18 protein-coding genes are annotated in these 23,689 nt (G+C 47.6%); 10 read left to right on the forward strand and 8 right to left on the reverse strand.

The features are described from left to right. Positions 1 to 216 precede the first annotated feature (216 nt). On the forward strand, positions 217 to 1,134 hold the full coding sequence (locus MKY85_RS05805) for a PD-(D/E)XK nuclease family protein (RefSeq protein ID WP_339240108.1): 918 nt from the start codon (positions 217 to 219) through the stop codon (positions 1,132 to 1,134). Between the two features lie 170 nt (positions 1,135 to 1,304). Here the strand turns inward: MKY85_RS05805 and ald are convergent, their stop codons facing one another. Next, entirely contained in the window at positions 1,305 to 2,438 is a 1,134-nt protein-coding gene (gene ald, locus MKY85_RS05810) for an alanine dehydrogenase (RefSeq protein WP_342572074.1), read from the reverse strand. 189 nt (positions 2,439 to 2,627) lie between these two features. On the opposite strand from ald, the gene MKY85_RS05815 reads away from it, so the two are divergent. The 3 genes from MKY85_RS05815 to MKY85_RS05825 all read left to right on the forward strand — a co-directional run bounded on the left by MKY85_RS05815 (position 2,628) and on the right by MKY85_RS05825 (position 7,036). Next, positions 2,628 to 4,298: a PucR family transcriptional regulator ligand-binding domain-containing protein gene (locus MKY85_RS05815; protein WP_342572075.1), complete on the forward strand. Its 1,671-nt coding sequence runs from the start codon at positions 2,628 to 2,630 to the stop codon at positions 4,296 to 4,298. A gap of 172 nt (positions 4,299 to 4,470) precedes the next feature. Next, positions 4,471 to 4,602, forward strand: a complete 132-nt coding sequence (locus tag MKY85_RS05820) for a hypothetical protein (protein ID WP_339240112.1) — start codon at positions 4,471 to 4,473, stop codon at positions 4,600 to 4,602. Positions 4,603 to 4,966: 364 nt separating this feature from the next. After that, positions 4,967 to 7,036 carry a hypothetical protein gene (locus MKY85_RS05825; RefSeq protein WP_342572076.1) on the forward strand — a complete coding sequence of 690 codons (2,070 nt, stop codon included), beginning with the start codon at positions 4,967 to 4,969 and terminating at the stop codon, positions 7,034 to 7,036. A gap of 47 nt (positions 7,037 to 7,083) precedes the next feature. Here MKY85_RS05825 and MKY85_RS05830 read toward each other — a convergent pair whose 3' ends face one another. Next, positions 7,084 to 8,940: a sigma 54-interacting transcriptional regulator gene (locus tag MKY85_RS05830; protein ID WP_342572077.1), complete on the reverse strand. Its 1,857-nt coding sequence runs from the start codon at positions 8,938 to 8,940 to the stop codon at positions 7,084 to 7,086. A 471-nt stretch (positions 8,941 to 9,411) separates the two neighbouring features. Beyond that, a complete protein-coding gene (locus tag MKY85_RS05835) occupies positions 9,412 to 10,335 on the reverse strand; it encodes a proline dehydrogenase family protein (protein WP_339259266.1) in 924 nt (307 codons plus the stop codon). Between the two features lie 259 nt (positions 10,336 to 10,594). Between MKY85_RS05835 and pruA the strand changes: the two genes are divergently transcribed. Together pruA and rpoN are read left to right on the forward strand one after the other, a co-directional pair. Then, the gene (pruA, locus tag MKY85_RS05840) at positions 10,595 to 12,142 is read left to right on the forward strand and encodes an L-glutamate gamma-semialdehyde dehydrogenase (RefSeq protein WP_342572078.1); all 1,548 of its coding nucleotides are present in this window, start codon (positions 10,595 to 10,597) and stop codon (positions 12,140 to 12,142) included. Between the two features lie 129 nt (positions 12,143 to 12,271). Beyond that, positions 12,272 to 13,576 carry an RNA polymerase factor sigma-54 gene (rpoN, locus tag MKY85_RS05845; protein WP_342572079.1) on the forward strand — a complete coding sequence of 435 codons (1,305 nt, stop codon included), beginning with the start codon at positions 12,272 to 12,274 and terminating at the stop codon, positions 13,574 to 13,576. A gap of 127 nt (positions 13,577 to 13,703) precedes the next feature. Here the strand turns inward: rpoN and MKY85_RS05850 are convergent, their stop codons facing one another. Next, entirely contained in the window at positions 13,704 to 15,137 is a 1,434-nt protein-coding gene (locus MKY85_RS05850) for an aspartate ammonia-lyase (RefSeq protein WP_339240121.1), read from the reverse strand. Positions 15,138 to 15,471: 334 nt separating this feature from the next. On the opposite strand from MKY85_RS05850, the gene MKY85_RS05855 reads away from it, so the two are divergent. From MKY85_RS05855 to MKY85_RS05865, 3 genes are all read left to right on the forward strand, one after another. After that, a complete protein-coding gene (locus MKY85_RS05855; RefSeq protein ID WP_339240122.1) occupies positions 15,472 to 16,749 on the forward strand; it encodes a methyl-accepting chemotaxis protein in 1,278 nt (425 codons plus the stop codon). 198 nt (positions 16,750 to 16,947) lie between these two features. Then, complete coding sequence (locus tag MKY85_RS05860) at positions 16,948 to 17,793, forward strand: hypothetical protein (RefSeq protein WP_342572080.1); 846 nt, start codon at positions 16,948 to 16,950, stop codon at positions 17,791 to 17,793. A 269-nt stretch (positions 17,794 to 18,062) separates the two neighbouring features. Continuing rightward, positions 18,063 to 18,770, forward strand: coding sequence for a hypothetical protein (locus MKY85_RS05865; protein ID WP_342572081.1), 708 nt, complete (start codon positions 18,063 to 18,065; stop codon positions 18,768 to 18,770). A gap of 166 nt (positions 18,771 to 18,936) precedes the next feature. Here the strand turns inward: MKY85_RS05865 and MKY85_RS05870 are convergent, their stop codons facing one another. After that, positions 18,937 to 19,911, reverse strand: coding sequence for a ring-cleaving dioxygenase (locus tag MKY85_RS05870; RefSeq protein ID WP_339240125.1), 975 nt, complete (start codon positions 19,909 to 19,911; stop codon positions 18,937 to 18,939). 241 nt (positions 19,912 to 20,152) lie between these two features. On the opposite strand from MKY85_RS05870, the gene MKY85_RS05875 reads away from it, so the two are divergent. Then, entirely contained in the window at positions 20,153 to 20,914 is a 762-nt protein-coding gene (locus MKY85_RS05875; RefSeq protein ID WP_342572082.1) for a TIGR02206 family membrane protein, read from the forward strand. Positions 20,915 to 21,053: 139 nt separating this feature from the next. On the opposite strand, the gene MKY85_RS05880 is transcribed toward MKY85_RS05875, so the two are convergent. The 3 genes from MKY85_RS05880 to MKY85_RS05890 form a co-directional block, all read right to left on the reverse strand. After that, entirely contained in the window at positions 21,054 to 21,848 is a 795-nt protein-coding gene (locus MKY85_RS05880) for an SDR family NAD(P)-dependent oxidoreductase (RefSeq protein ID WP_339240128.1), read from the reverse strand. Positions 21,849 to 22,056: 208 nt separating this feature from the next. Then, complete coding sequence (locus MKY85_RS05885; protein ID WP_342572083.1) at positions 22,057 to 22,320, reverse strand: YqkE family protein; 264 nt, start codon at positions 22,318 to 22,320, stop codon at positions 22,057 to 22,059. Between the two features lie 484 nt (positions 22,321 to 22,804). Then, positions 22,805 to 23,455, reverse strand: a complete 651-nt coding sequence (locus tag MKY85_RS05890; protein WP_339259280.1) for a peptidylprolyl isomerase — start codon at positions 23,453 to 23,455, stop codon at positions 22,805 to 22,807. Between the last annotated feature and the right edge of the window lie 234 nt (positions 23,456 to 23,689).

The raw sequence follows: 23,689 nt of genomic DNA on the forward strand, positions 1-23,689 counted from the left end.
CCTCTTTTTACTGCCCTCTATGAAGTATATTATGCGTTCTGCTCCGCAATTTCATCTTTTGGTGATGTTACTATATAAACGATACGGATCGAATCGGAAACGGTTGCGTCAGAAGAAAATAACGGAAGTGCGCTTGCGGCAATGTTGCCCTGGCTTTATACTGTGAGCATTAAGGGATCTCATGCAGATCCGGCATACAGAAAGGCAGAAATCCTTATGGCACAATACCCGCAATGGTCTTATTCGCAGTCGCGGGCGAGTATGTTCGATGAGTGCCTGCGCAAATATTATTATCATTATTACGGTGCCCATAACGGCTGGAAGACAGACTCTGCTGATGAGATGCAGGTTCGTCTGTACCGTCTGAAACAACTTAGTAATCTGTACCTAGTCTTCGGAGACCTTGCGCATCGGATGTGTGAGTCGGCGGTACGCAGCAGGGAAGAGGGCAAGGATAAGCCGCGTGAACACTTTCTGGAACAGACGATACGCAAACTGCTGAATCAGGCATATGTGGAATCAATGGATGCGGATCAGTGGCGACTGAATCCCAAAAATCGCACGATGCTGTCCGAGATCTATTACGGGGATGATACGTTAAATGACCGAATCGCTACGATTAAGGAGCGAGCTTCGGCCTGTGTCAGTAACCTGTACCAGACGCTTACGTGGGAGGACTTGTCCCGGGCAAGCACGGACATTCTGGAGATCGAGAAATGGGATACCATGATGCTGCACGATACACGTGTGTATGTGAAGATGGACTTATTGTATCGGCGCAGTAACGGCAATATTGTCATTGTGGACTGGAAGACGGGCAAGGAGGATGACTTCTCTGATCAGCTCATGTTGTACGCATCGTATGTAAGAGAGCACTACCGTGTTCCCTTGGAGCAGATTGAGCTGCGAGTGGAATACCTGCTAACGGGAAAACACCGGGAGTTTACAGCCACAGAAGAGGATATTCGGAAAGTGGAGGAGAACGTGGGTCGTTACATCGAGGAGATGCGATCTTGTGTAGAGGATGAATACTATAACCGTCCAAAGGACGTCAGCTATTTCACAGCGATGCCTTCGCACCGGTCCTGCCGGGATTGCAACTTCCGCGAAGTATGCAGTGAACGGGCAGTCTGAAGCGCCATAACCGGATGAACATAAGACAAGGCCTTATCCGAATTAATCTATTTTATATGTGGCAAAAAATCAAGAAGCGCGAGCCGGGTAGAACATCTACCCGACTCGCGCTTCTATTGCGTTCCACAGGCCTGGCGACATGGCGCCGGGGTGGAACGATCCTATCCAGATTACTGGACAGCGGCGGCATTCTCCAGCGCCTGGCCCACAGGAACATAGGCATGCCCGAGATCCCGGGCAACCGCCTCATACGTGATATGTCCATTCAGCGCATTGACCGCGCTGCGAATGGACGAACTGCCGCGAATCGCGGCTGCTGCACCGTGGTTGGCCAACTGCAGCGCATAAGGCATGGTGGCGTTGGTCAGCGCCACCGTAGACGTACGCGGCACAGCGCCCGGCATGTTCGCCACCGCGTAATGCACGACGCCATGTTTCACATAGGTTGGTTCATCGTGGGTGGTGATATGATCAATGGTCTCAACGATCCCGCCTTGATCAATCGCCACATCCACAATGACCGATCCCGGTGCCATCGTCTTCACCACCTGCTCCCTGACTAGCGTTGGCGCCTTGGCGCCCGGAATCAGCACCGCACAGATCAGCAGATCTGCCGCCGCAACAGCTGCCGCAATGTTGGACGGGCTGGATACCAGCGTGTGGATCTGATTGCCGAAGATATCATCCAGCTGGCGCAGCCGATTCAGATTCAGATCGAGGATGGTTACATCCGCTCCAAGGCCAATGGCAATCTTGGCTGCATTTGTACCCACCGTACCGCCGCCAATAATGACCACTTTCCCCCGACTGACACCAGGTACACCGGACAACAAAATGCCCTTGCCACCTTCGGTCTTCTCCAGCAGCTGTGCTCCAATCTGAGAGGCCATGCGGCCTGCAACTTCACTCATGGGTGTTAGCAGGGGCAGCGTACTGTTGACCTCCAGCGTCTCATAGGCGATGGCTGTTACCCGACTTGCGATAAGCGCCTTGGCAAGCTCAGGTTCCGCTGCGAGGTGCAGGTAGGTGAACAGAATCAGCCCCGGACGAAAATATTCATATTCACTGGCAAGCGGTTCTTTCACTTTGATGATCATATCGGCCTCGTTCCACACTGACTTGGCATCAGGACGAATCTCGGCGCCCGCAGCTTGATATTCATGATCCGTGAATCCACTGCCAATCCCTGCGCTTTGCTCAATCATCACCTGGTGACCGGCTCTGATGAAATCAGCAGCCCCGGCCGGAGTCATTGCTACACGATTCTCATTATTCTTGATTTCTTTGGGAATTCCGATTCTCATCACCATGCACCTCGTCCATTTATTGGTTGTTAGCTTATACTACAAGTTTATGACCTGGATATTCGTTTTGCACCTTACTTGATGTCTATTGTTTTGAAATATCACTCAACATATTGTCGAAAAAGACTGTTCAGGACATTTGTCCATAGATTATAATGTAAGAAAAAATAACACGAAGAGGGATTGCCATTGCAAAATGACCGCGTGTTTACGATTAAAGATATCCTTGCACGTCCGATATTTGGCCGAGCACGATTAGCGGCAGGGAAGGATGGCGTGAATCGTCAGGTAGGATGGGTTCATGTGCTTGAGATTACGAATGTATCTCCATTTGTAAGTCCCCATGACCTTATTTTATCCACTGGACTGTGGCTTCAATCGGAAGAAGGTCGCGAAGAGTATCTGCTGCAGCTCATTGGAAGTGAGGCAGCGGGGTTATGTGTGGAGTTTGGTACCAGCATACACGGAATCCCGGAAGAACTGATTGAACTGGCGGACAGACACGAGTTTCCGCTGATTGTATTCGAGCAACCAGTTCGTTTTGTCGAGATCACACAGGATATTCACTCTCTGCTCATTAATCATCAACACCAGTTGCTGAAAAGTCTGGAAGCTTATTCAAGACAGCTTCAGCAACGAACATTACAGAGTACGGATATGTCTGCTGTGCTGAATCTGCTGCATGAGTATGCTGCCAAACCGGTAGTGTACATTTCGTCCATGGAGCCGGGCAGTTTTGTGCCCGAACTTGTACCGGAGGTGGAACAGACCATCTACACCTGGTATGAGCAAGAGGTAGAACATCTGGATTTGAATGATTCAGATACCGAATTATGGTTCCATATGGATGAAGAGAAAGTTCTGCTGTGCCATCCGGTCGTCTGCTTCGGCCAGGTTTTTTCTGCTGTAGGCATGATTGTGCATCCGGCAGCTCCAGTGGAATATCTCAAGCTGCTGCTTGACTACACCGCGAAGGCAGCGGCAGCACTCACACTTCGTTCCCAGTTTCTTGAAGAGAAGATGGTCCGCAATCAAAATGAACTGATCCAGGATCTGATGAATGGCAACATCCAGCAGGAGGACCAGGCTCAGACTCGAATGGGGCTTCGATTGCTGGTGAAGGGACAGTACTGGTTCGCAGGTGGGGTCATCGAGATTGAACATCGATTGAAAGGCACAGGCCGGGAGCGAATGGAAGCGAATCATCAGGATGTTCTTGTCCTGCTTCGTTCCCTGCTCAAGAAGAACAATCTGCCTAGCCTGATTATGCTGAAGAACAACCAGGTATATCTGTGTTGTGCCAAGGAAGCGGTATCGGCTGCTGCACGTCATCAACTGCTGCGATTGCTTGAAGGGATTGCCCTGGACGTGAAACGGTTTGCCAGTCGTAACTTGAAGCAGGTTATCATTCATGTGGGAATTGGCAAGTTCCGCAGCCGTTTGACCAGTCTGCCGGAGAGCCTTCAGGAAGCCTATCAGGTCATCGAAGTTTCGAGGTCGGTAGATCAGATGGAACATGTTCACTTTTACGATCGTATGGGTATATATCAAATGTTAAAGGCATTGCCCCAGTCGTTCCTTCAACCCTTTGTTCAGGATCACCTGGGTGTCTTGATTGAACATGACCAAACGCATCACCTGCGATTGGTAGAGACATTGGATGCTTACCTGCAGAACTTTGGTTCCAAACGGGATGCAGCCGCCCAGTTATTTATTCATCGGCAAACGTTGTACAACAGACTGGAGAAGCTGGAAGAACTGATGGGGCCAGATTACATGGATCAAGGGAGAAGAATCTGTCTGGAGATGGCGCTACTGGCACACGCGATGATCGAGAATGGACAGTGGCAATCCTCTTGATGCGGTGAAAGGGATGCAAGACAGACTGTGCATCGATTTTACATTACTTTGTGCACAGTCTAGCAGTTTTTACTAATCCGCCGGGTATGTTGTAATGAAACAGGCAGGCGTTGCAGGGTGGAAGTGGAGCGCCGGCCCCGATAAAGCTTCGTTTGACCAGAAGATGGTGCTAGTGATAATGAAGAGGGAGCAGCCAGGCGATACGGGGGTGATGACCGGTCGGGGCGTCCGTCTGTTTCTGCTTCAATGGCTGCCGCTGAAATGCCGCTTTGGTGCAGCCACTCCTGAAGTCGTATTGGATTGATTCCGAGTTGTCCGCTCAGATTACAGATATCGAGGTTTATTCTCACACAAATCCGCCTTTCCTGGAATATCGGGCTGGTAGTAGGGTTTGAAAGGGAAGCATGAATTCGAGATCAGTAAATGCTCATGTACATGGTAATCGTAACTTGATCGGCGGAATGATCCATTATATTGAGAAGTAGCGCGGAAGGGGTTATGTATACCCTGTTAAATGTTCTCCTATCCGCTTTTTTGATAATTCCCTATAAATTGGCTTTTAACAAGATTCTATCACTTCACATGAAGCTGTGCGTCTCAATATAGTCTCAATTTTGGTGAAAAAATAAATACATTAAAAGTACCAGTATCTAGTACGGAGGACATATATGGGAAACAGTAGTGAGGCTCAATATGACGAGTATGTTGAGGATGGCAAACGTTTTGTTGGTCGAATCAAGGAACTGACAACACTGGAACGGTGGTTCAATCATCCAGAAGCCCCATTGACCATATTTTCAATTACCGGCATGGGAGGTATCGGTAAATCTTCATTGCTTTCAGAGATGTTATCTGTCTCTCGGAATCGAGGTGCGACAGCAATCTGGATGGATGGCCGATCATGTGGTGGGACACCTTCCGTTTTTATGGATTATTTGTCCTCTACATTAGGATTGGAAACATTGGATAGTGAAGGATACCCACGGCCATTGAGTCTGCTGAAAGACACATCAATCGAGAAGCGAATGGTCCTTGCAGTGGATAATTATGAAGAGCTGGCTCTGTTAGAAAGTTGGTTTATGGAAGTATTTGTATCCAAACTTCCGTTAAGAGGCATACTTGTCATTCTTGCATCACGCCCGGAATTGGCATCCACTTGGCGGACACATCCCCGATTGCATCAGCGATTTATACAGATGCGGCTTCAACATTTTACAGTTGATGAGATTACGGAATATATCATGGTGGCAGGCTCTCTGAATCAGGGCATGGCAGGCACCATTACGAGAATGACCGATGGGCATCCACTGGGTCTGGCCTTAGCTGTAGAAGCTGCGGATCAGAGAAGGAATCTTCCGCAATCCGAATGGGCTGAACTGTCGCATATGATCAGTGCTCGATTATTATTGGAACTGACTACACCTCGTCTGCATCCCATGGTAGAGGTACTGACATTGCTTGAGACAGCCAATCAGGAATTGTTATCATCCGTACTGGATATGATCGTGACACAAGAAGAGTACCACATGCTGAGACAGATGTCGTTTATCCGTTCTGGCCCGGATGGTCTTGCCCTGCATGATATGGCCAGGGTACATCTACTCCGGGACTTTCGTCAACGTGAGCCTCATCGGCTGCAGACCATGCGCATCAAGATTGTGAAATTGCTAAAACCACTGCATGAACAGGCGGGGCCACATGAACGTCGCCAGATCGCCCGGAAGATGCTGTTGCTCTGTCAGGAATCCATGCTTCAATACCGCAAGTACGCGGATGTATCCCGTGATTCCTTGTTCTCACCTCTGGAAACGATGAGAAGCGAGGATCTGCCAGCTCTGCACAGCCTGTTACAACAATGGTGCGAGTACAGTGTGGAACCATGGCAGGCTGTACCCTATGGCCCCTTCCTGGATGAACTGGCACACCGTTATCCCGAAGGAATCGTATTAATGCGTGACAAGCTTGGGGAGACAATCGCCATGTTCATTACAGTCCTTGTGCATAAGGATAGTAGTGAGCTGCTGTTAAAATATTTCCCGAATGAGATGTATGAATGCTTCACACCACAGGAGCTGGAAAATAACCCGGATCAGAGTGATACACACTTTGCTTTGCTGGCTGCCGCAAGAGATGATGTGCCTGGTTATACACGGGAAGAGCTCGTTGGATACATGACACTGGACCGACTGGCACTGCTGGGTGATGGTGCGCGAGCGATGCTCGTCGCAACGAATCCTCATCTGAAACTGTTTTTGCAAAGTATTGGATTTCAGATGCGAAGAACAAGCACCCGGGTCTGCGACAGCTTTGAGCATCAGGCGGACGTACTTGAATTGGATTTGCGTAGTGGGCAATTCGGACAGTGGGTCATGTCTCTGCTTGATCCGGAAGCAACAGAGAATCGGATACAGCCGGAAACAACGGATGCAGATGACTCAGTCTGGACTGAACAGGATGTTCGCAAGATGTTGGGATACCTTCGATCTCCTGGAGAATTACATGAATACGCTGGCAGAGTTACAGGAGTAAGGGATGGTATCCAATTACAGCTGTATGTCATGGATTTGTTGGAAGGCAGAGTTCATGGTCTGTCCCCGCAGGATCAGATGCTGTTGTACGCGGCCTACTGGACGCATGCTGGCAATCCAACTGCCGCAGCCCAGACGTGTTCCATGAGTCGGGCGACCTTCTATCGCCATCTCAGAACAGCGCTGACTCGCTTGGCGCGGATTTTGTAGGTAGCTGCCGATCCATCCAAACCGTAATTACGACAAGAAGAGGCGGGTCATAGACCAAGCCTCTTCATGCGATTATAGAGCGTTGCTCTGGAGATGCCGAGTTGTTTGGCGAGTGTTCGTTTGTTGCCACCTGCTTCTTTCAGATATTGAACCAGAAGTTGCGCCTCATAGGTGTCCAATTTTTGCTGGAAGGTAACAGGGGAGACTGGATCTGAATGCTCTGAATGCTCTGAATGCTCTAATTCGTCTGCAGCTTCAACAGTTCGAGGTTCTTGTTCGTCTCCCAACTTCTTCGGATGTTGCTGATATTCGCTATTGGCCTGTGGATGGATTCCCGAGGTCAGTTGAACTTCGGACTGCTCATGCACGATGAGGGAGGTGAGGGTGTCAGGCAGATATTCCGGCTTCACCTCGCCATCTGTCGTCAGGATGGTCAAGCGTTCTATCACATTTCGTAATTCACGGACATTGCCTGGCCAATCATACTGGAACAGAAACTTAAACACTTCAGGTGGAACCAGCTCAATATGACGGTTATAGAGCAGAGAGAATTCTTGAAGGAACGTCTGGGTTAATTCATATATATCCTCCTTGCGTACACGAAGTGGAGGGATGACGAGGTTAATGACATTCAGCCGATAGTAGAGATCTTCCCGGAATTGATTGCGTGCAATCATATTCAGCAGATTCTGATTGGTCGCAGCAATAATCCGGCAGTCCGCCTGTTTCATGCGTGTTCCGCCCACGGGGAAATAACTCTTCTCCTGCAACACCCGAAGCAGCTTCACTTGCAATTCCAATGGCATCTCACCGATCTCATCCAGAAAAAGCGTCCCCCCTTCGGCAAGCTCAATCTTGCCCTTTTTGCCTTTGGGATCCGCTCCGGAGAACGCGCCTTTCTCGTAGCCAAAAAGTTCACTTTCAAACAATGAAGCAGGGATTGCTCCGCAGTTAATCGCGATGAATGGTGCAGTCTGCAATTCACGAAGATCATGAATGGCTTTGGCGAATAACTCCTTGCCTGTACCGCTCTCTCCGAGAATCAGTACGGTTGCTGAGGTGGTACTGATCTTGCGAATGGTCTCCAAGCACTGCTGAATGACCGGGCTGCTGCCCTTGATTCTGGCGAATGGATCTAATTCGGGCCGTAGCCGAGCAACGGCTTTCTCCAGATGCTGGACTTTGGAAGTCATATGTAAGAGTTCCTGATGTAATCGGATTTCAGTTGTTATATCCACTTCAGCAGCAACTGCGCCCACAATATGTCCATCCAGTTGGACAGGACGGGCATTAATTAGAGCGAACAGGTCGGGCCGTGGCTGATGCTGTTTGCGATAGACCGTTTCGCCGGTATACAGCGTCTTGAGAGACTGTAGCCGATCTGGAGGGAAAAAGTCCGCTGCGGGTTGTCCGATGATGTCTTTTTTGCTGATCGAAAAAACATGCTCCGCGCCAGTTGTCCAGTAGGCTACCCTGGCCTCTTCATTAATTAATGTCAGAGCTGAGCCTGCTGTCTCCAGTGTGGTCTCAAAATAAGCTTCTATCAGGCGATGCGCATGCATCATGGCATGCAGGACATCGGATACGGCGATATATCCCACGTATTCGCCCTGATTATTCTTTATTAATAACAGGGGACTCTTAGCAAACAAAGGGATCACTTCCGCAAGTTCGATCGAAGCAGAGACGACAGGCACAGGAAGACGACCATATGATAATGTTCCATTGGGTTGGCTGTACAACCAGGCATATTCTGTATTGCGGCGTACAAAGACAGGTCTGTCCGTACCGATATGGAGTTCTGACGGTATAGACTGAGGTGTGGTTTCGTCATATAGTACTTCATCCAAAATACTCATATCTGTTCGTAACAAAGCATTCAGCTCAGGAAGTAAATGTCTCATCGGGATCACCTCGGTTGCAGCATATACTTATAAAAAATGTAAATGTGAAATTATGTATATTATAACGTTCTGATGAAGCTGTGTATATATTTTTTGACATCAGGTGTGCAGGTTGGGATATTGACTTGATAAATAAAAATTCATTTTTAATTGTATGCGATTACATTGGATCGAAACGAAGATAAGCGTTGATTTTAGCTAGAATCCAAAGCCTCTAAGTGAATTTTATGTTAAAAAACATAACGTATATATCTTTGAGAAATAGAGCAGATAGAACGGACTAAATAGGAAAGTGGTGTGATTTAACTTTATGAAGAGGTACAGATGTGTCTATTATATTGGACATTTCAATTTGGGGATTCTTATTTTTTAGACATATGAATGAGTTGATATCGTGTAAATTTGAGAATTCAGTATTATAGCTCAAATAACCATGCTTTCCCCAAAAAACAGGAGAGCATGGTTATTTATTTATCGAAACATATTCTTAACGACCATCCAGAGATTAGCCGGTTTTTCGGCCAAACGGCGCGTATAGTACGGATACCACATGGTGCCATAAGGGACGTAACAGCGAATGCGATAGCCTTCTTTGGCGAGACGTTCCTGTTCGCTCATGCGCAGTCCATATAACATCTGAAATTCAAAGGCATCTGGCGAAATTCCACGGTCTTTAGCATATTGTTTTGTCCAGTGGATGATGTGATCATCATGCGAGGCCACCGCAGTGTATACACCCTGATCGAGGTGATTACGAATCATCGTTTTGAATTGATGAATGACTTCAGCGGTATTTTGATAGGCGACTGATCCGGGTTCTTTGTATGCACCTTTAACGAGCCGGAGCCGGATGCCTTCCCGAATCATATCACGCGTATCTTCTTCGGTTCGATGCAGGTAGGCTTGCAAGACTGTGCCCGTATTGTGCAGTCCTTCCGAGTGCAGTCTTCGAACAATATCCAGCGTTGCTTGAGTGAATGGACTATCCTCCATATCAATTCGGACAAATAGATCATGCAATTTGGCTTGTGCGGCAACGGCACGGATATTTCGATAGCCCTCTTCCGGGTCCAGAGCGAGGCCCATCTGGGTTGGTTTCAATGACACGTTGGAGTCTACACCTTCACGTGCGATGCCTTCTACCAGTCGTATATACTCATCCCTGTATAATGCCGCTTCGCTCAGGCGGGTGATACCTTCGCCCAGATGATCGAGGGTAGCCATTATGCCTTTATTATTGAGTATGCGGATCTCATCGAGAGCTTCTTCCAAGGTGTTTCCTGCAATAAACTTCCCTGCAAGCTTCTTGCCATATTTGATGGACAGGTTCTCTACCGCTTTGTTGCCTGCCACGGTCAATAAGGTCTTGCGATATATTTCCGTTCCTACACTCATTTTCGTTTCCTCCTTCAGCATTGTGCATCATTCGATTCAGGCTCGGTGGAATCATGCTTTTTTTATCCCTTAATAGAAGCAAGAAGCATGCCAGATTTGGCGAGGCTCTACTATTTTTCACGAAAATTTAATAAGAAAAATATTTCAGGTCCAACCGGAGTTGGCACGGATTTTGCTACATATATTTGGTGAAGAGTAACATGCAAAATAATTCAGGCGAGCAGCCAGTGAACCCCACATCCTGAAGGAGGAATCATTGATGAATATCCCTTTTGTTAACGAACCATTCACACCCTTTGCGGTCCAGGCGAACCAGGAAGCATTTGAAGACGCACTTCGTCAGGTAGAAGCTGAACTTGGGCAGGAATACCCGATTATTATTGGTGGGCAAAAAATAACAAGCAGCCGCAAGTTAACGTCCGTGAACCCCGCGGCCAAGAATCAAGTCGTCGGAACGATCCATCAGGCAGATCAGGAATTGGCCGAAAAGGCCATTCAGACAGCAGCGGAGACATTCCACACTTGGAAACATACCGATCCGAATGAACGGGCTCGATATCTATACAAAGCAGCTGCCATTATGCGCCGTCGCAAGCATGAATTCTCCGCATGGATGGTCTATGAAGCCGGCAAAACCTGGCCTGAAGCCGATGCGGATACAGCGGAAGCCATTGATTTTATGGAATTCTATGCACGGGATATGCAGCGACTAAGTGAACCCCAGCCCCTCGTGCGAATTGCAGGGGAAGATAATGAACTGAGTTATATACCGCTGGGCGTTGGTATTGTTATTCCACCTTGGAACTTCCCGCTGGCGATTATGGCAGGCATGACCTCTGCTGCACTGGTCTCTGGCAACACGGTGGTATTAAAGCCTGCCAGCACAACTCCGGTAATTGCCGCGAAATTTATGGAACTGCTCGCAGAAGTTGGCCTGCCGGATGGGGTCGTGAACTTTTTACCAGGACCAGGCAGTGAAGTGGGCGATTATCTCGTGGATCATGCGCTCACTCGGTTTATCAGTTTCACCGGTTCCAGAGATGTAGGACTGCGAATTAATGAACGTGCAGCACGTACAGCGCCAGGCCAGAAATGGATCAAACGGGTCATTGCAGAGATGGGTGGCAAGGATTCCATCGTTGTAGACAGTGACAGTGATCTGGAGCTTGCGGCAGAGTCCATTACCGCTTCGGCATTTGGTTTCTCCGGGCAGAAATGTTCGGCGTGTTCCCGAGCGATTATTCATAAGGATGTATATGATGAAGTGTTGCAAAAAGTGATTGAACGGACACAGAAACTGACGATGGGCAGTCCACTTGAAGTTGGCAGTCAGGTTGGACCGGTTATCGATGACAAGGCATATGCGAAGATCACGGAGTATATTGAGATTGGCAAGGGAGAGGGGCGTCTTGTGCACGGTGGCGGTACAGGGAATGTTGAAGGTTATTTCATTGAACCAACCATCATTGCCGATGTGGACCCCCACGCCCGGATTGCTCAGGATGAGATTTTTGGACCCGTGCTTGCATTCATCAAAGCCGAATCTTTCCAGGACGCATTGGATATCGCCAATAATACCGACTATGGACTGACCGGCGCGGTGATCTCGCGTAATCGTGAACATCTGGAGCAGGCCAGACGCGAGTACTTCGCGGGTAATCTGTATTTCAACCGGAAATGTACCGGAGCACTGGTGGGCACGCATCCATTTGGCGGATTTAACATGTCAGGCACGGATTCCAAGGCAGGTGGAAGAGACTATCTGCTGCTGTTTACACAGGCGAAGCTGGTATCGGAGAAATACTAGACAGAAACTCATGATCGGACGGAATTCCTCTTACAATCGCGTGAATAGTATGCTATTATCCCTGCAAATCCTTTTGTTCGTATAAAAAACAAATGCTTATTACTCAGCTAGGCATAAGGAGGGAAACGGATGTTAGGTGTTCAGTTGGTGCAGGAACAACGTATTCGGCTGTCCATCACGCCGGAGATGAAACAATCCTTTCATTTGCTAACCATGTCCGGACAGGATCTGACTCGGTACTTGCTGGATGCGGCAGAGGAAAATCCAGTTCTTGAACTGGAAGAACAAGCTGGGCCCCTTGCCCGAATTCCACGGCGATTGGATCAGCGCAGGTATGATTCCTACGATCCGCTGCTTCAGGTCAGAGGTGCCGAGTCTACATTGGAACAATTGCTGATTGCGCAAATTCGAGTGATGACAATTCCAGAGGAATTGGAAAATACGGCAGTGTATTTGGCAGGATGCGTCAATGATGATGGTTATCTGACCGTTGAACTGGCAGAGGTGCAGGCAGCGCTTGAGCAACCGATGAGCAAAATTGTAGCGGGACTAGAGCTGCTCCAATCGCTGGACCCTGCTGGTGTAGGAGCGCGGAATTTGCAGGAATGTCTGTTGCTCCAGATTAGACGTGATTCATCGGCTGCGCTGTATGCGGAGCGGATGGTGGAAGCGGGATTGGAAGCACTGGTTCCTTTTCACCCAGGTAGAACAGGGAGTCGATTAGGTATGACTTCACGGGAAGCTCAGGTTGCCTACGACTATATTACACGTCTCGACCCCAAGCCCTGCCGATCCATCGGATGTACGGAACGACCACATTACATTATTCCAGATGCCATTGTAGGGTTGCGTAACGGTGAGGCCCATTTCAGCCTACATGTGTCAGGTAACCCTCGTGTATCGATGAATGAAGCGTGCATCCGCTGGATCAGGGAAGCGGCGCCAGATGAAATCTGGGCTCACCGCGCCGCAGAAGCGAGGGCGATTATTCGGAGTGTACACCTGCGGCGCAGGACTTTAGTGCGTGTGCTGGCGGCCGTGATGGAAGAGCAAAAGGACTTTTTGGTCAAAGGCCCATCCGCGTTAAAACCGCTTAATCTGGCTATTATTGCAGAGAAGATTGGCATGCATGAATCAACGGTAAGTCGTGCCGTCAGTGGTAAGTACATTCACACGCCATATGGTGTATATGAACTCCGGGCTTTTTTTGCCTCGGGAATCCGTACAGCGTCAGGGAATAAAACATCAGCATCAGTAGTGAAACGAAGATTAAAAGAAATCATTCGTACGGAACAGACACAGCGGCCATACTCGGATAGTCACTTGACTACACTGCTTGCCGAAGAGGGGATTGTCATCTCCCGCAGAACGGTTTCCAAGTACAGGGAGGAACTTCAGATTCTGCCTTCCCTTGAGCGTAAACGATGGGCTTAACCAAATAGCTGGTGTCTGTCTTACCATCTCTGAACAAACAATAACCCCCGCGAACCGGATGAACGGTCTGCGGGGGTTATTGTTGCATGATTGGTGTATCGGTTCCTGCGTTAGATTTCCAGAGTTCCTACAAGCGTTCCATATTGCGCAGGAAATGTTCCCCGGCAATTCCTGGCGTGGTCATCTGCTCCGGATGAAGAATCTCTTCCAGTTCTTCCGGAGTCAGCAGTCCGCGTTCCAGAATGATCTCTTGCAAGGTAAGTCCAGTTTTGAGCGCTTCCTTCACAATGGAAGCCGCCACATTATAACCTAAGTGTGGGTTCAGCGCCGTAACCACACTGAAACTTTGTTTCATGATTAATTCGCAGCGCTCACGGTTAGCATCCATCTCTTCAACCGCATAACGTGTGAACACATCAATCCCGTTATTCATGATTTTCAGTGATTGCAGCAAGTTAAACGCAATGACCGGGCCCATGACATTCAGCTCGAATTGACCAGCTTCACACGCCATGCAGATGGTATGGTCATTCCCCATCACCTGGAAGGATACCTGGTTAATCACTTCTGCCATTACCGGATTGACTTTGCCCGGCATAATGGACGACCCTGGCTGACGCGGTGGCAGGAGTAGTTCATTGAATCCTGCACGCGGACCTGAGGCCATCATGCGAATGTCGTTACAGATCTTGGACAGACTGACTGCACATACCTTCAGTGCCGCCGAAAGTTCCAGATAGGCATCCGTGTTCTGTGTCGCATCCACGAGATCCTCAGCTGTTTGTAGTGGTAGTCCGGTAACATCAGATAGGTGTTCCGTAACCTTAACGATGTATTCAGGTTTCGCATTAAGCCCTGTACCTACGGCAGTTGCACCCATGTTAATCGTAAGCAATCGGCGATTGGCGAATTCCAGACGCTCGATATCCCTGCCGATGACACGGGCATAAGCTCCGAATTCTTGTCCAAGGCGAATAGGCACGGCATCCTGAAGATGGGTACGGCCTACTTTGACCACATCGTTGAACTCTTCTTCTTTTTTATGGAATGCTTCCTGCAGTCTCTTCATGGTAGCGAGTAACGTCTCGGACAGTTGATATGCCGCAATACGCAGTGCTGTAGGTACCACGTCATTGGTGGATTGGGACATGTTAACATGGTTGTTCGGATTGCAGTGGAAGTAGTCTCCCTTGCTTTTGGTTAACAGTTCCAGTCCGCGGTTGGCCAAAATTTCGTTCATATTCATATTCATGGAGGTGCCTGCACCGCCCTGAATGGAGTCTACAATAAAATGATCCAGATGATGGCCTTTCATCATTTCTTCAGCTGCCATGACAATCACTTCGCCGATTTTGCTTGGGAGCATTTTCAGTTCCATATTCGTAATTGCCGCTGCTTTTTTCACCGCAGCCAGAGCTGTGATCAGCTCCCGGTGTACCGGAACGCCGGTAATCGGGAAGTTCTCCACGGCCCGCACCGTCTGAATGCCGTAATAGGCATAAGCCGGAATTTCTTTTTCACCGATAAAATCTTTCTCCGTCCTTGTGGACATAGTAGACATTTCGTTCGCCTCCAGTGGCATCCAATAAATAGGTCAGCTCCGGCAATGCCGAAGCGCACTCAGTATATCATTTAAGCAAAATGGATGCCAATCTAAATCATTTAGCCTCTTGTGCCGATAATAAATAAAATTAAGGATATTAAATGGAATATTATTCAATTTTATGAGAAAAGGAGGGGTGGCTAAGCTTGTCTTATATATTATGCGCTTCATGATAGAGAAGTCATGCATGAACGGTAAATATGGGGCGGATAGAACGTTTTCAGTGATGTATATCACATGAAATTTGGTACATGATTGGTAAAATAGGAAAAAAGGACTACGGGGTGTAAACATGAAATGGACTTTAGGCGCAAAGACAGTCGCAGGTTTGGTACTAATCTCAATTATTACGTACGGAACTAGCGGCTTTTTTATATTTTTTGTCAAAGACTGGGTTACGTTAGATATTCCGAATTGGGTATACATATCGATTATCCTGATCATGGGGGTATGTTGGAACGGAATTCTCGGGTGGTTTGCCTCTCGCTGGCTGACTCGTCCGATTGTTCATCTGTCTCGTGCGGCGCAACAGGTCTCATCTGGTGACCTGACAACGGAGATTCCGCAGCGGCGTACACAGGATGAACTTACTGTATTATATGATGCTTTTCGTGTAATGGTCTCTAATCTCAGAAGTATTGTGAACGATATTTCGGACAGTACACGAACTACATCACAGAATGCGCAGTCGCTTAGTGAAGCGATTACCCAAGCTGCGGAGCAGATCGAGATGATGTCAGAAGCGGTGGATCATATTGCGGTAGGTGTAGAAGAGCAGAAGGTTACTTCCCATCAATCCCTGATCACGGCGGATGAGATGCTGAACGATTTCCAGCGTATGCATAGCCAGTCCATGGACATGACAGAGATGTCCGGTCAGATGGAACGATCGGTGGATCATACGAAACAGACATTCTCATCGCTGATGAAAGGCATGGACGAGCTGGCCGAGTCGCACAATCGTTCCCGCGACATAATGCTACTATTGGAGAAGGAAGCCTCTGATATCGAGGTAATTACCCAGTCTGTCAAAAATATTGCTGAGGAAACAGGATTACTTGCCTTGAATGCTTCCATTGAGGCTGCACGAGCTGGCGAAGAAGGATCTGGTTTTGCAGTCGTGGCGCAGCAGATTCGTAAGCTGGCAGACGAGAGTAAGGAATCGGTCCATCGGATTAATGAGCTAATTAGTCGTGTGCAGCAGCGAATCAGGGAGACAGCACAACTGTCTCATGAGCAGCATGGTCTTGTGGTTAATGAATCGGAGCGGACCATCTCTGTGGATCAGACGTTGCATGAACTGACAGGCACGGTGGAAGTATTTATGAAGGGCGCGCATGATATCGGTTCCAAGATCGCAGAACAGACTGGCCGCGTGGAGCAAACGCATGGTCATGTGAAGAAGATCCAGGGGAAAGCCGGATCGTTCTCGGATGAGGCGAGACGAATCATGGATGCCGCACACGAAGAGACAGCCATCATGGAGGAGATTTCTTCCTCGGCTGAAGAACTGAGACAATTAACCGATCGGTTATTGGACAAAACCAAAGCATTCCGGATGCAGCCTTAAGCTGTGTTCGGGATTTTTTTTGCTTTTTGAGAACAGTTTTGGCATAATAATTTGCTTATTCTGGTTAAAGCCGAACGTTCTTTCGTGAAAACAGAAATTTGTAAAGATTATTTTATGAAAGATTAACAAATTCGCAACTTGCGGGCGATAAATGAAGATATAATAGGATTATCACAACAGATAAAGGAGCCCAGTATATTGAAAACTTGGACAGGTATCCTGCTGATGATTATTTTGGCGGTAGCTACGATTAGTACAACTTCGGCTGCCAGAACCATGAATGAATCGCAAAAACAGCTTAATATAGATGATCAATCCAGCCAGACCGCAGCGGTCGAGGCTTCCAATATAGATAAATTGCATGACACAGCGAAGACAACACAGGAATCAACCCCGGTGAAAGAGGAATACGTTTCGGTAGCTCCAGAGAATGAGAATGTCAGATTATACCCTATGAAAGTTGAGGGTTCGGGATATATATATAACGGAATGATTCTGGAAGTGGACGGCAAGACAAGAGAATTTAGTGATTGGCAAGGAGAAGGCGGGTCTTACAAACCCGAAGTGCACGAGCTGGATCTGAATGGAGACGGACAGAATGAGATCGTTGTTCTGTACACGGAAGGGCATGGAACAGGTATTTATTTGGGACAAGCACGTATCATTAATTCGGTAACGCTAGAAGAGATGAAGATGCAATCTCTGGATGAGATTGCGAAACAGCATGTGAAGTCAAAAGTTACGGTTAGATCAGACCGTGTGGATGTGGATGTCGCCGTTGATGGCGTTCAAGCAGAACCTTTACGGATCGAGGAAGATACGAGTGGCGGCGTTTATAACAAAGAGTTGGGATTCGGTGGAGTAACCTATTACAGTGTGGAGGATGGCCGACTTGTCGTATCCGCAGCAGGATCTTATGGTGCGGCTTTATATGCGGGTGATCTGACATTCGCTTACGCCTATCAAGATGGTGAGTGGAAGGCGGTAGATTTGAAATACAGCATGGAAGTATATGAAGAAGAATATTATGAATCCTTTGATTGATAACATCGTGTTGATAACGTAGTGCAGCGGGAATTTGGAAGTTCTCGAATGTGAAATGTAGTGAGCGTCTGAACAGAATATCCCTTATCTGCGTTTGCAGACAGTGGGAAACAGGGCGAGGCTGAAAAAAATTGGGACATACTGCCTCGTTTTTGTGCTGCCTACAGATAGGAACTTTGTACTAAAAATGCAGTAAACAATTGACATTATCACTTTAGTGGTTTAAATGTATAAAGGACAAATCATTTTAACGTTCAGGAGGGATTTTGATGAAGAAGAAGGTTGTACTAGGTTTGATGGTAGGCACATTAACGCTTGGGATCGGGACGGGTGCGCTCGCAGCAACAGGGTTGGAGCAGATTAAAGCCTATCTAAACAGCAAGATTACGCTAAAAATGGATGGTGCCACGGTGAAAGCCAAAGATGCCAATGGTAAAACGGTGTTGCCTATCACTTACAACGGAACAACTTATTTGCCTGTGCGTGCTGTGGGATCATTGCTTGGGACAGAGATCACGTATGACAGTGCAACTTCATCCGTCCTGATTGGCGGAACAAATGGATCTGCGCCCGTAACGAGCGGAAAAGTAACGCTGAGTGCACTTGGAACATCCGTACTGGGATCTACCGCTTGGCACACCAAAGATCCTAAGGATACCACATATAAAGGCAAGGATTACAAGGATGTTTATCTGCATAATGATCCTAAGAAACAGGGGGATGATATCCAGATTAATACGGATAAAAAGTATTCTTCTCTACACTTGGAACTTGCCGCGCTAACAGGAAATCAGGAGATTCATATCTATGATCAGGATCTCGCGACACTCAAAAAGTTCAATATCACTCCAGAAAGCGGTATGATGAGTCTGGATGTGGATGTTAAAGGTACAGACGCTGTCTATGTAGAGATTGTATCTGAAGATCCGGGTTCGGCTCTGTTTGTACCGCTCACAACATCGTATCTGACGAAGTAAAACACAATCTGCAAGTTTGCCACCTTACAGAAGGGGCAAGGCAAGCATACACATAAAAAAACGATGATTCACTAGCCAATCCCTGAACCGTATCCGGTATTCAGAGTTGCCTGGTGAACATCGTTTTTATTTTCGATTCATGCCGGATTGTACAGCTTAAGCGCGATTAACGAATGACGGTATCCAGTGGTTTCAGATTCGCTTCAATCTCAGCGCGGCGTCCTTCGAGGAATGGAGGCAGCGCCAATGATTCTCCCAGATGCTCCATTTCTTCGTCTGTATCAAATCCCGGACCATCGGTTGCAAGCTCGAACAGAATCCCGTTTGCTTCACGGAAATACAGGGAGCGGAAGTAGAAACGATCTACAAAACCGGAGTTAGGGAATTGGAAGTTATGAACCCGTTCCACCCATTGTTTCAGTTCTTCTTCATTGTCCACGCGGAATGCAACATGGTGTACGCTGCCACGTCCTGGACGTTCTTGGGCAAGGTCATTTCGTTCTTCCACATGCACCTCGGAGCCGCTACCACCCTCACCGGATTCAAAAACGAGTACATCAGGCTGACCAGGAGTGAAGGCAGGATAACTTCCTTTCGCTCTGAAACCAAGCAGTTCGGTCAGAACCGGAGCGGTAAGGGAAGCATCTTTTACCGTAAGATGGATGGGACCAAGACCTACAATGCCATATTCAGCAGGCACAGGACTCTGATCCCATGGTTTACCCCCAGCAACACCTGCATTGTTTTCATCCGAGACCAGAATCAGACGTTGTCCTTCAAAGTCTGTGAACGAGAGCGTGGCACGACCACCGCGTTCAACAATCTCTCCATGCGGGACTTCGAATTCGTCAAAACGTTGCTGCCAGTACGTAAGTGCCGCATCATTTGGAACGCGCAGTGATGTTGCCGAGATGCTGTTCACACCTTCACGAGTCTGTCCAGCCATCGGAATCTCGAAGAAGGTAAGTTCTGTACCTGGATTGCCTTTCTCATCGCCATAGAAGAGATGGTAGACGGACACGTCATCCTGGTTGACTGTTTTTTTGATCAGGCGCAGACCCATGACATTGGTGTAGAAACGATAGTTCTGATCGGCATGTGCTGTTAGCGCGGATACGTGGTGAAGTCCTTTGATTTGCATAATTATTCCTCCTAGTTCAATTGAACAAATTTTGAGTTTATTTAAAATGATTTCCGTTTAAGAAAGTTACTAACTTTTCGTTTGGTTCGGTTCTGGATTTATCTTAACATAAAGATATTTAAATTACAATGCTTATTTAGAATTCCAACTGGACAGCTCTTTCATTCAATGGCAAAATGAAAAAGTTAACATTAAAGAGAGATAATGTAGCTAAGATGTTCGCAAAGGAGAGAAGAGATGCATGGCGTATCCACCATGGCTGGACCCTTATGATGCAGAGCCGTTTATCCTGTTCTCCACTTCACATATCGTAACCATTAGCTTAATTGCATTAATTATTATGCTATTGTTTTTGCTTCGACACCGTCTTCGATCTTGGTCAGAAGGGGCCCGCCGCAAACTGCGGATTGTTCTGGCCTGTATCATGTTTACCTGTGAAATCGTGCTGCAAATCTGGTATGTGTACGGCGACGTATGGAGCCTGCAGACATCACTGCCACTCGAATTATGCAGTCTGTCTCTGCTATTATCGGCATTGTTACTACTGACACGCAGTCGACTGTTACATTCTGCGCTGCTGTTTGCAGGCATTGCTGGAGCCCTTATGGCGATCCTGACTCCTAATCTGGGTTATGCTTATGCGCATTTTCGATTCATTCAATTTTTCGTCGCTCATGCCTGTATCATTCTGGCTTTACTATACATGACCTGGGTGGAGCAGCTGCGACCTAGCTGGAGATCTGTAGCAGGTTCCATGATATTTGTGAATGTGGCAGCACTCATTGTATACGTTGTAGATGTTTTGCTTGACGCAAATTACATGTTTTTGAGATACAAGCCGAGTACACCCTCAGTGCTTGATATGTTAGGTCCGTATCCCATGTACATCCTTGGGGAAGAGATACTTGCGCTAGTCTTGTTTTCGCTGATGTACGTCTTGTTCTTTGCCATTCCAGACCGAATGAAGGATCGTGTGAAAAAGAATAAAAGCTCCGCGATATAGGGATAATCCTTGTAGTTGCATCTGCACCGAATTATAAACTTCCTATAAATGGAATATCCCGCAGTAATCTGACCGGATCAGATCGCTTGCGGGATATTTGGGCGTTGTCCCTGTATTGGGCCAACGTATATGGATATGTTTATCCACGGAGCAGAGATTCCGCACCATCCACGTAGATTCGTGTACCTGTAACATGAGAGGCTTCATCAGAAGCAAGGAACAGAACGAGGTTAGCGACTTGCTTCGACGTTCCAGGTTCGCCCTTGAGCGGATGTTCATGACCCTCAGGGAATTCAACAGGAATCTGTACTTCTTTCAGATCATCCGACGGGTAGGTGTTATCATCAATGTTGGTATCGATGGCTCCCGGGCAGACGGCGTTTACACGGATTTTATAACGAGCCAGCTCCAATGCAGCCATCTTCGTAAATGCAGTTTGTCCTGCTTTGCTGGAAGCGTATGCAGAGAATCCGATTCCTGAGAAAACCCGGTTACCGTTGATGGAACTGGTGATTATGATGCTGCCACCATGTTCTTTCAGATGAGGGATGGCATATTTGACGGTTGCGAAGGTTCCGCGCATGTTGATCTCCATCGTCTGGTCCCAGTCCTCCATTTCCATCGTTTCAATCGGAGCCATCGTTCCGTTGATGCCGGCATTCGCAAATATGATATCCAGCTTGCCCGCTTCAGCCGCAGCCTGATTGATCGCCTTCTGCACTTGGTCCGGTTTGGAGATATCACATTCGATCACATACGCTTCTCCGCCAGCCTTTTCAATCGTCTGTTTGGTTTCCTCTGCAGTTTCCGGTGTACGATCCAGCATGTAGACTTTGGCTCCATGCTCGGCGAATCGAATGGCGGTAGCTTGCCCAATACCCGACCCACCTCCAGTTACTATTGCAACTTTGCCTTCCAAACGTTGTTCAGTCATCTCTGATCCCTCCATGAGTTAGAATATCGTTGTACCTTCTACTTCTACATACCCGGCTCAAGACTGGTGAATCAATATGTGTCCATATCAAAAAAACAGGACCGCAAGGCGGCCCTGTCCTGTGAGCAGATCGGCTTCATGATCTGTCGGCTTGCAATATTATTTTGGCATGTGGGAGGTAGTAGACACCCTCAGATCATGCCCTGGCTTACTTATGTTTCTTCCAGTCCATCGCGCTGTTATTCAGCAGATATTCGAAGTCGTTATCCCGGCGCTTCTGTTCCGCTTGGCGAGCTTCTTCTGCTTGCTGGCGTTCCTTCTCTTTAAGTGCCGCCTGGGCAGCCTTCGTCTCATCTGCCTGAGCTTTCAGCTTCTCCAGCACATCACTGCTAAGCAGATCTTTCAGTGTTGTGGGTTTATCCTGTGCTACTGCCGCTTTGGGAGCAGGAGTGCGTTTCTTGGATTTTGCCATAGGAAAATCTCCTTTCCAAACATGAATCAGGTTCCATTTATCGTACAGTAGTCATAGTATATCAGGTTCCCGTAAAGCATTCCATGAATCTGCGGAACAAAAGCAGGAAAATGAGGGTTGCGTGGCGAATGAATTCGGGTATAAAATCATATACTATTACCGATACTGCGACTATTCCCTGGAGAAAGGAGTCGTTGTTCGTGGAAGTAAACCGTGGTTTACTGAAAGGGCTTGCATGGGGTGTTGCCTTTAGCTGCCCGTTATGGATTGCGATTATCGGCTGGTTACGTTTGATGGGATGGATGTATTGAGGATGATGCCGGAAGAGGTCATTTTATATAAAGTCAGATATGTAACCGCTATCATTAATATTATTAAATAAAGCTCTGCCTTGTGACATTCGCACAGGACAGAGCTTTTGTTTGTTCAGACTTCATTAACAAGTCATAACCATGGATTATCATCCGTTTGGCAAGGATGTTAATTAAGGCATTTTTACCGGTTCTGGATATTCCAGACCGTGGGTGTCCACCGTAACCTTTTTCATGACTTGATCCGTAACGGGTTTGTCAGCTTCACCTATTTCCTGAGCTGCAATTCCATCAACAACTTCCATGCCTTCAGTAACCTTGCCAAAGGTGGCATATGAATTATCCAGGTAATCCGCATCCGCTAACATGATGAAAAATTGGGAGCCTGCGGAATCCAGATTATCCGATTTACGTGCCATCGAAATGATTCCCCGAGTATGATTCAGGTGATTTTTGTGACCATTGGAAGTGAATTCCCCTTTGATTGTATAACCTGGGCCGCCCGAACCGTTGCCCTCTGGATCTCCACCCTGAATCATGAAGCCCGGAATGACCCGGTGAAAGATCAGGCCGTCATAGAACCCTTTATTCGCAAGGGAGATGAAGTTATACACCGTGTTGGGCGCAATCTCCGGATAGAGCTCAATAACGATCTTTTGACCATCCTGCATCTCAATGGTTGCCACAGGGTTTGGACCTTCAGGTGCGGCTGGCACCGGCGTTTGCTCGGCACTGGACGCAGGGCGTCCGCAACCACTAATGACGATAAGCAGCATCGCAAGAACGAGCGATACTGCGGTTGTTTTTTTCCAACGTAAAGACATGAAAACGTTCCTCCTTGCATCTCTGCATGATATATTTACTCCAAATCATATTTGGATATTTACCCAACTATCATACCGTTTTTGTGGACAGAATGGCAATGTAATACGTGTGGTTGTGGTGAACAAGGGATGGCCTTCATGGAATGTTGGGTGTAAAATAAGGAAAATGCTTCCGCATCGGGGACGTACGGGTCTGTTCCGTCCGCTCCAATATACGGCAGTCCCGGCGTCAGT

Source organism: Paenibacillus sp. FSL R5-0749 (genome assembly GCF_038595085.1).
In the GTDB taxonomy this organism is placed as follows: Bacteria; Bacillota; Bacilli; order Paenibacillales; family Paenibacillaceae; genus Paenibacillus.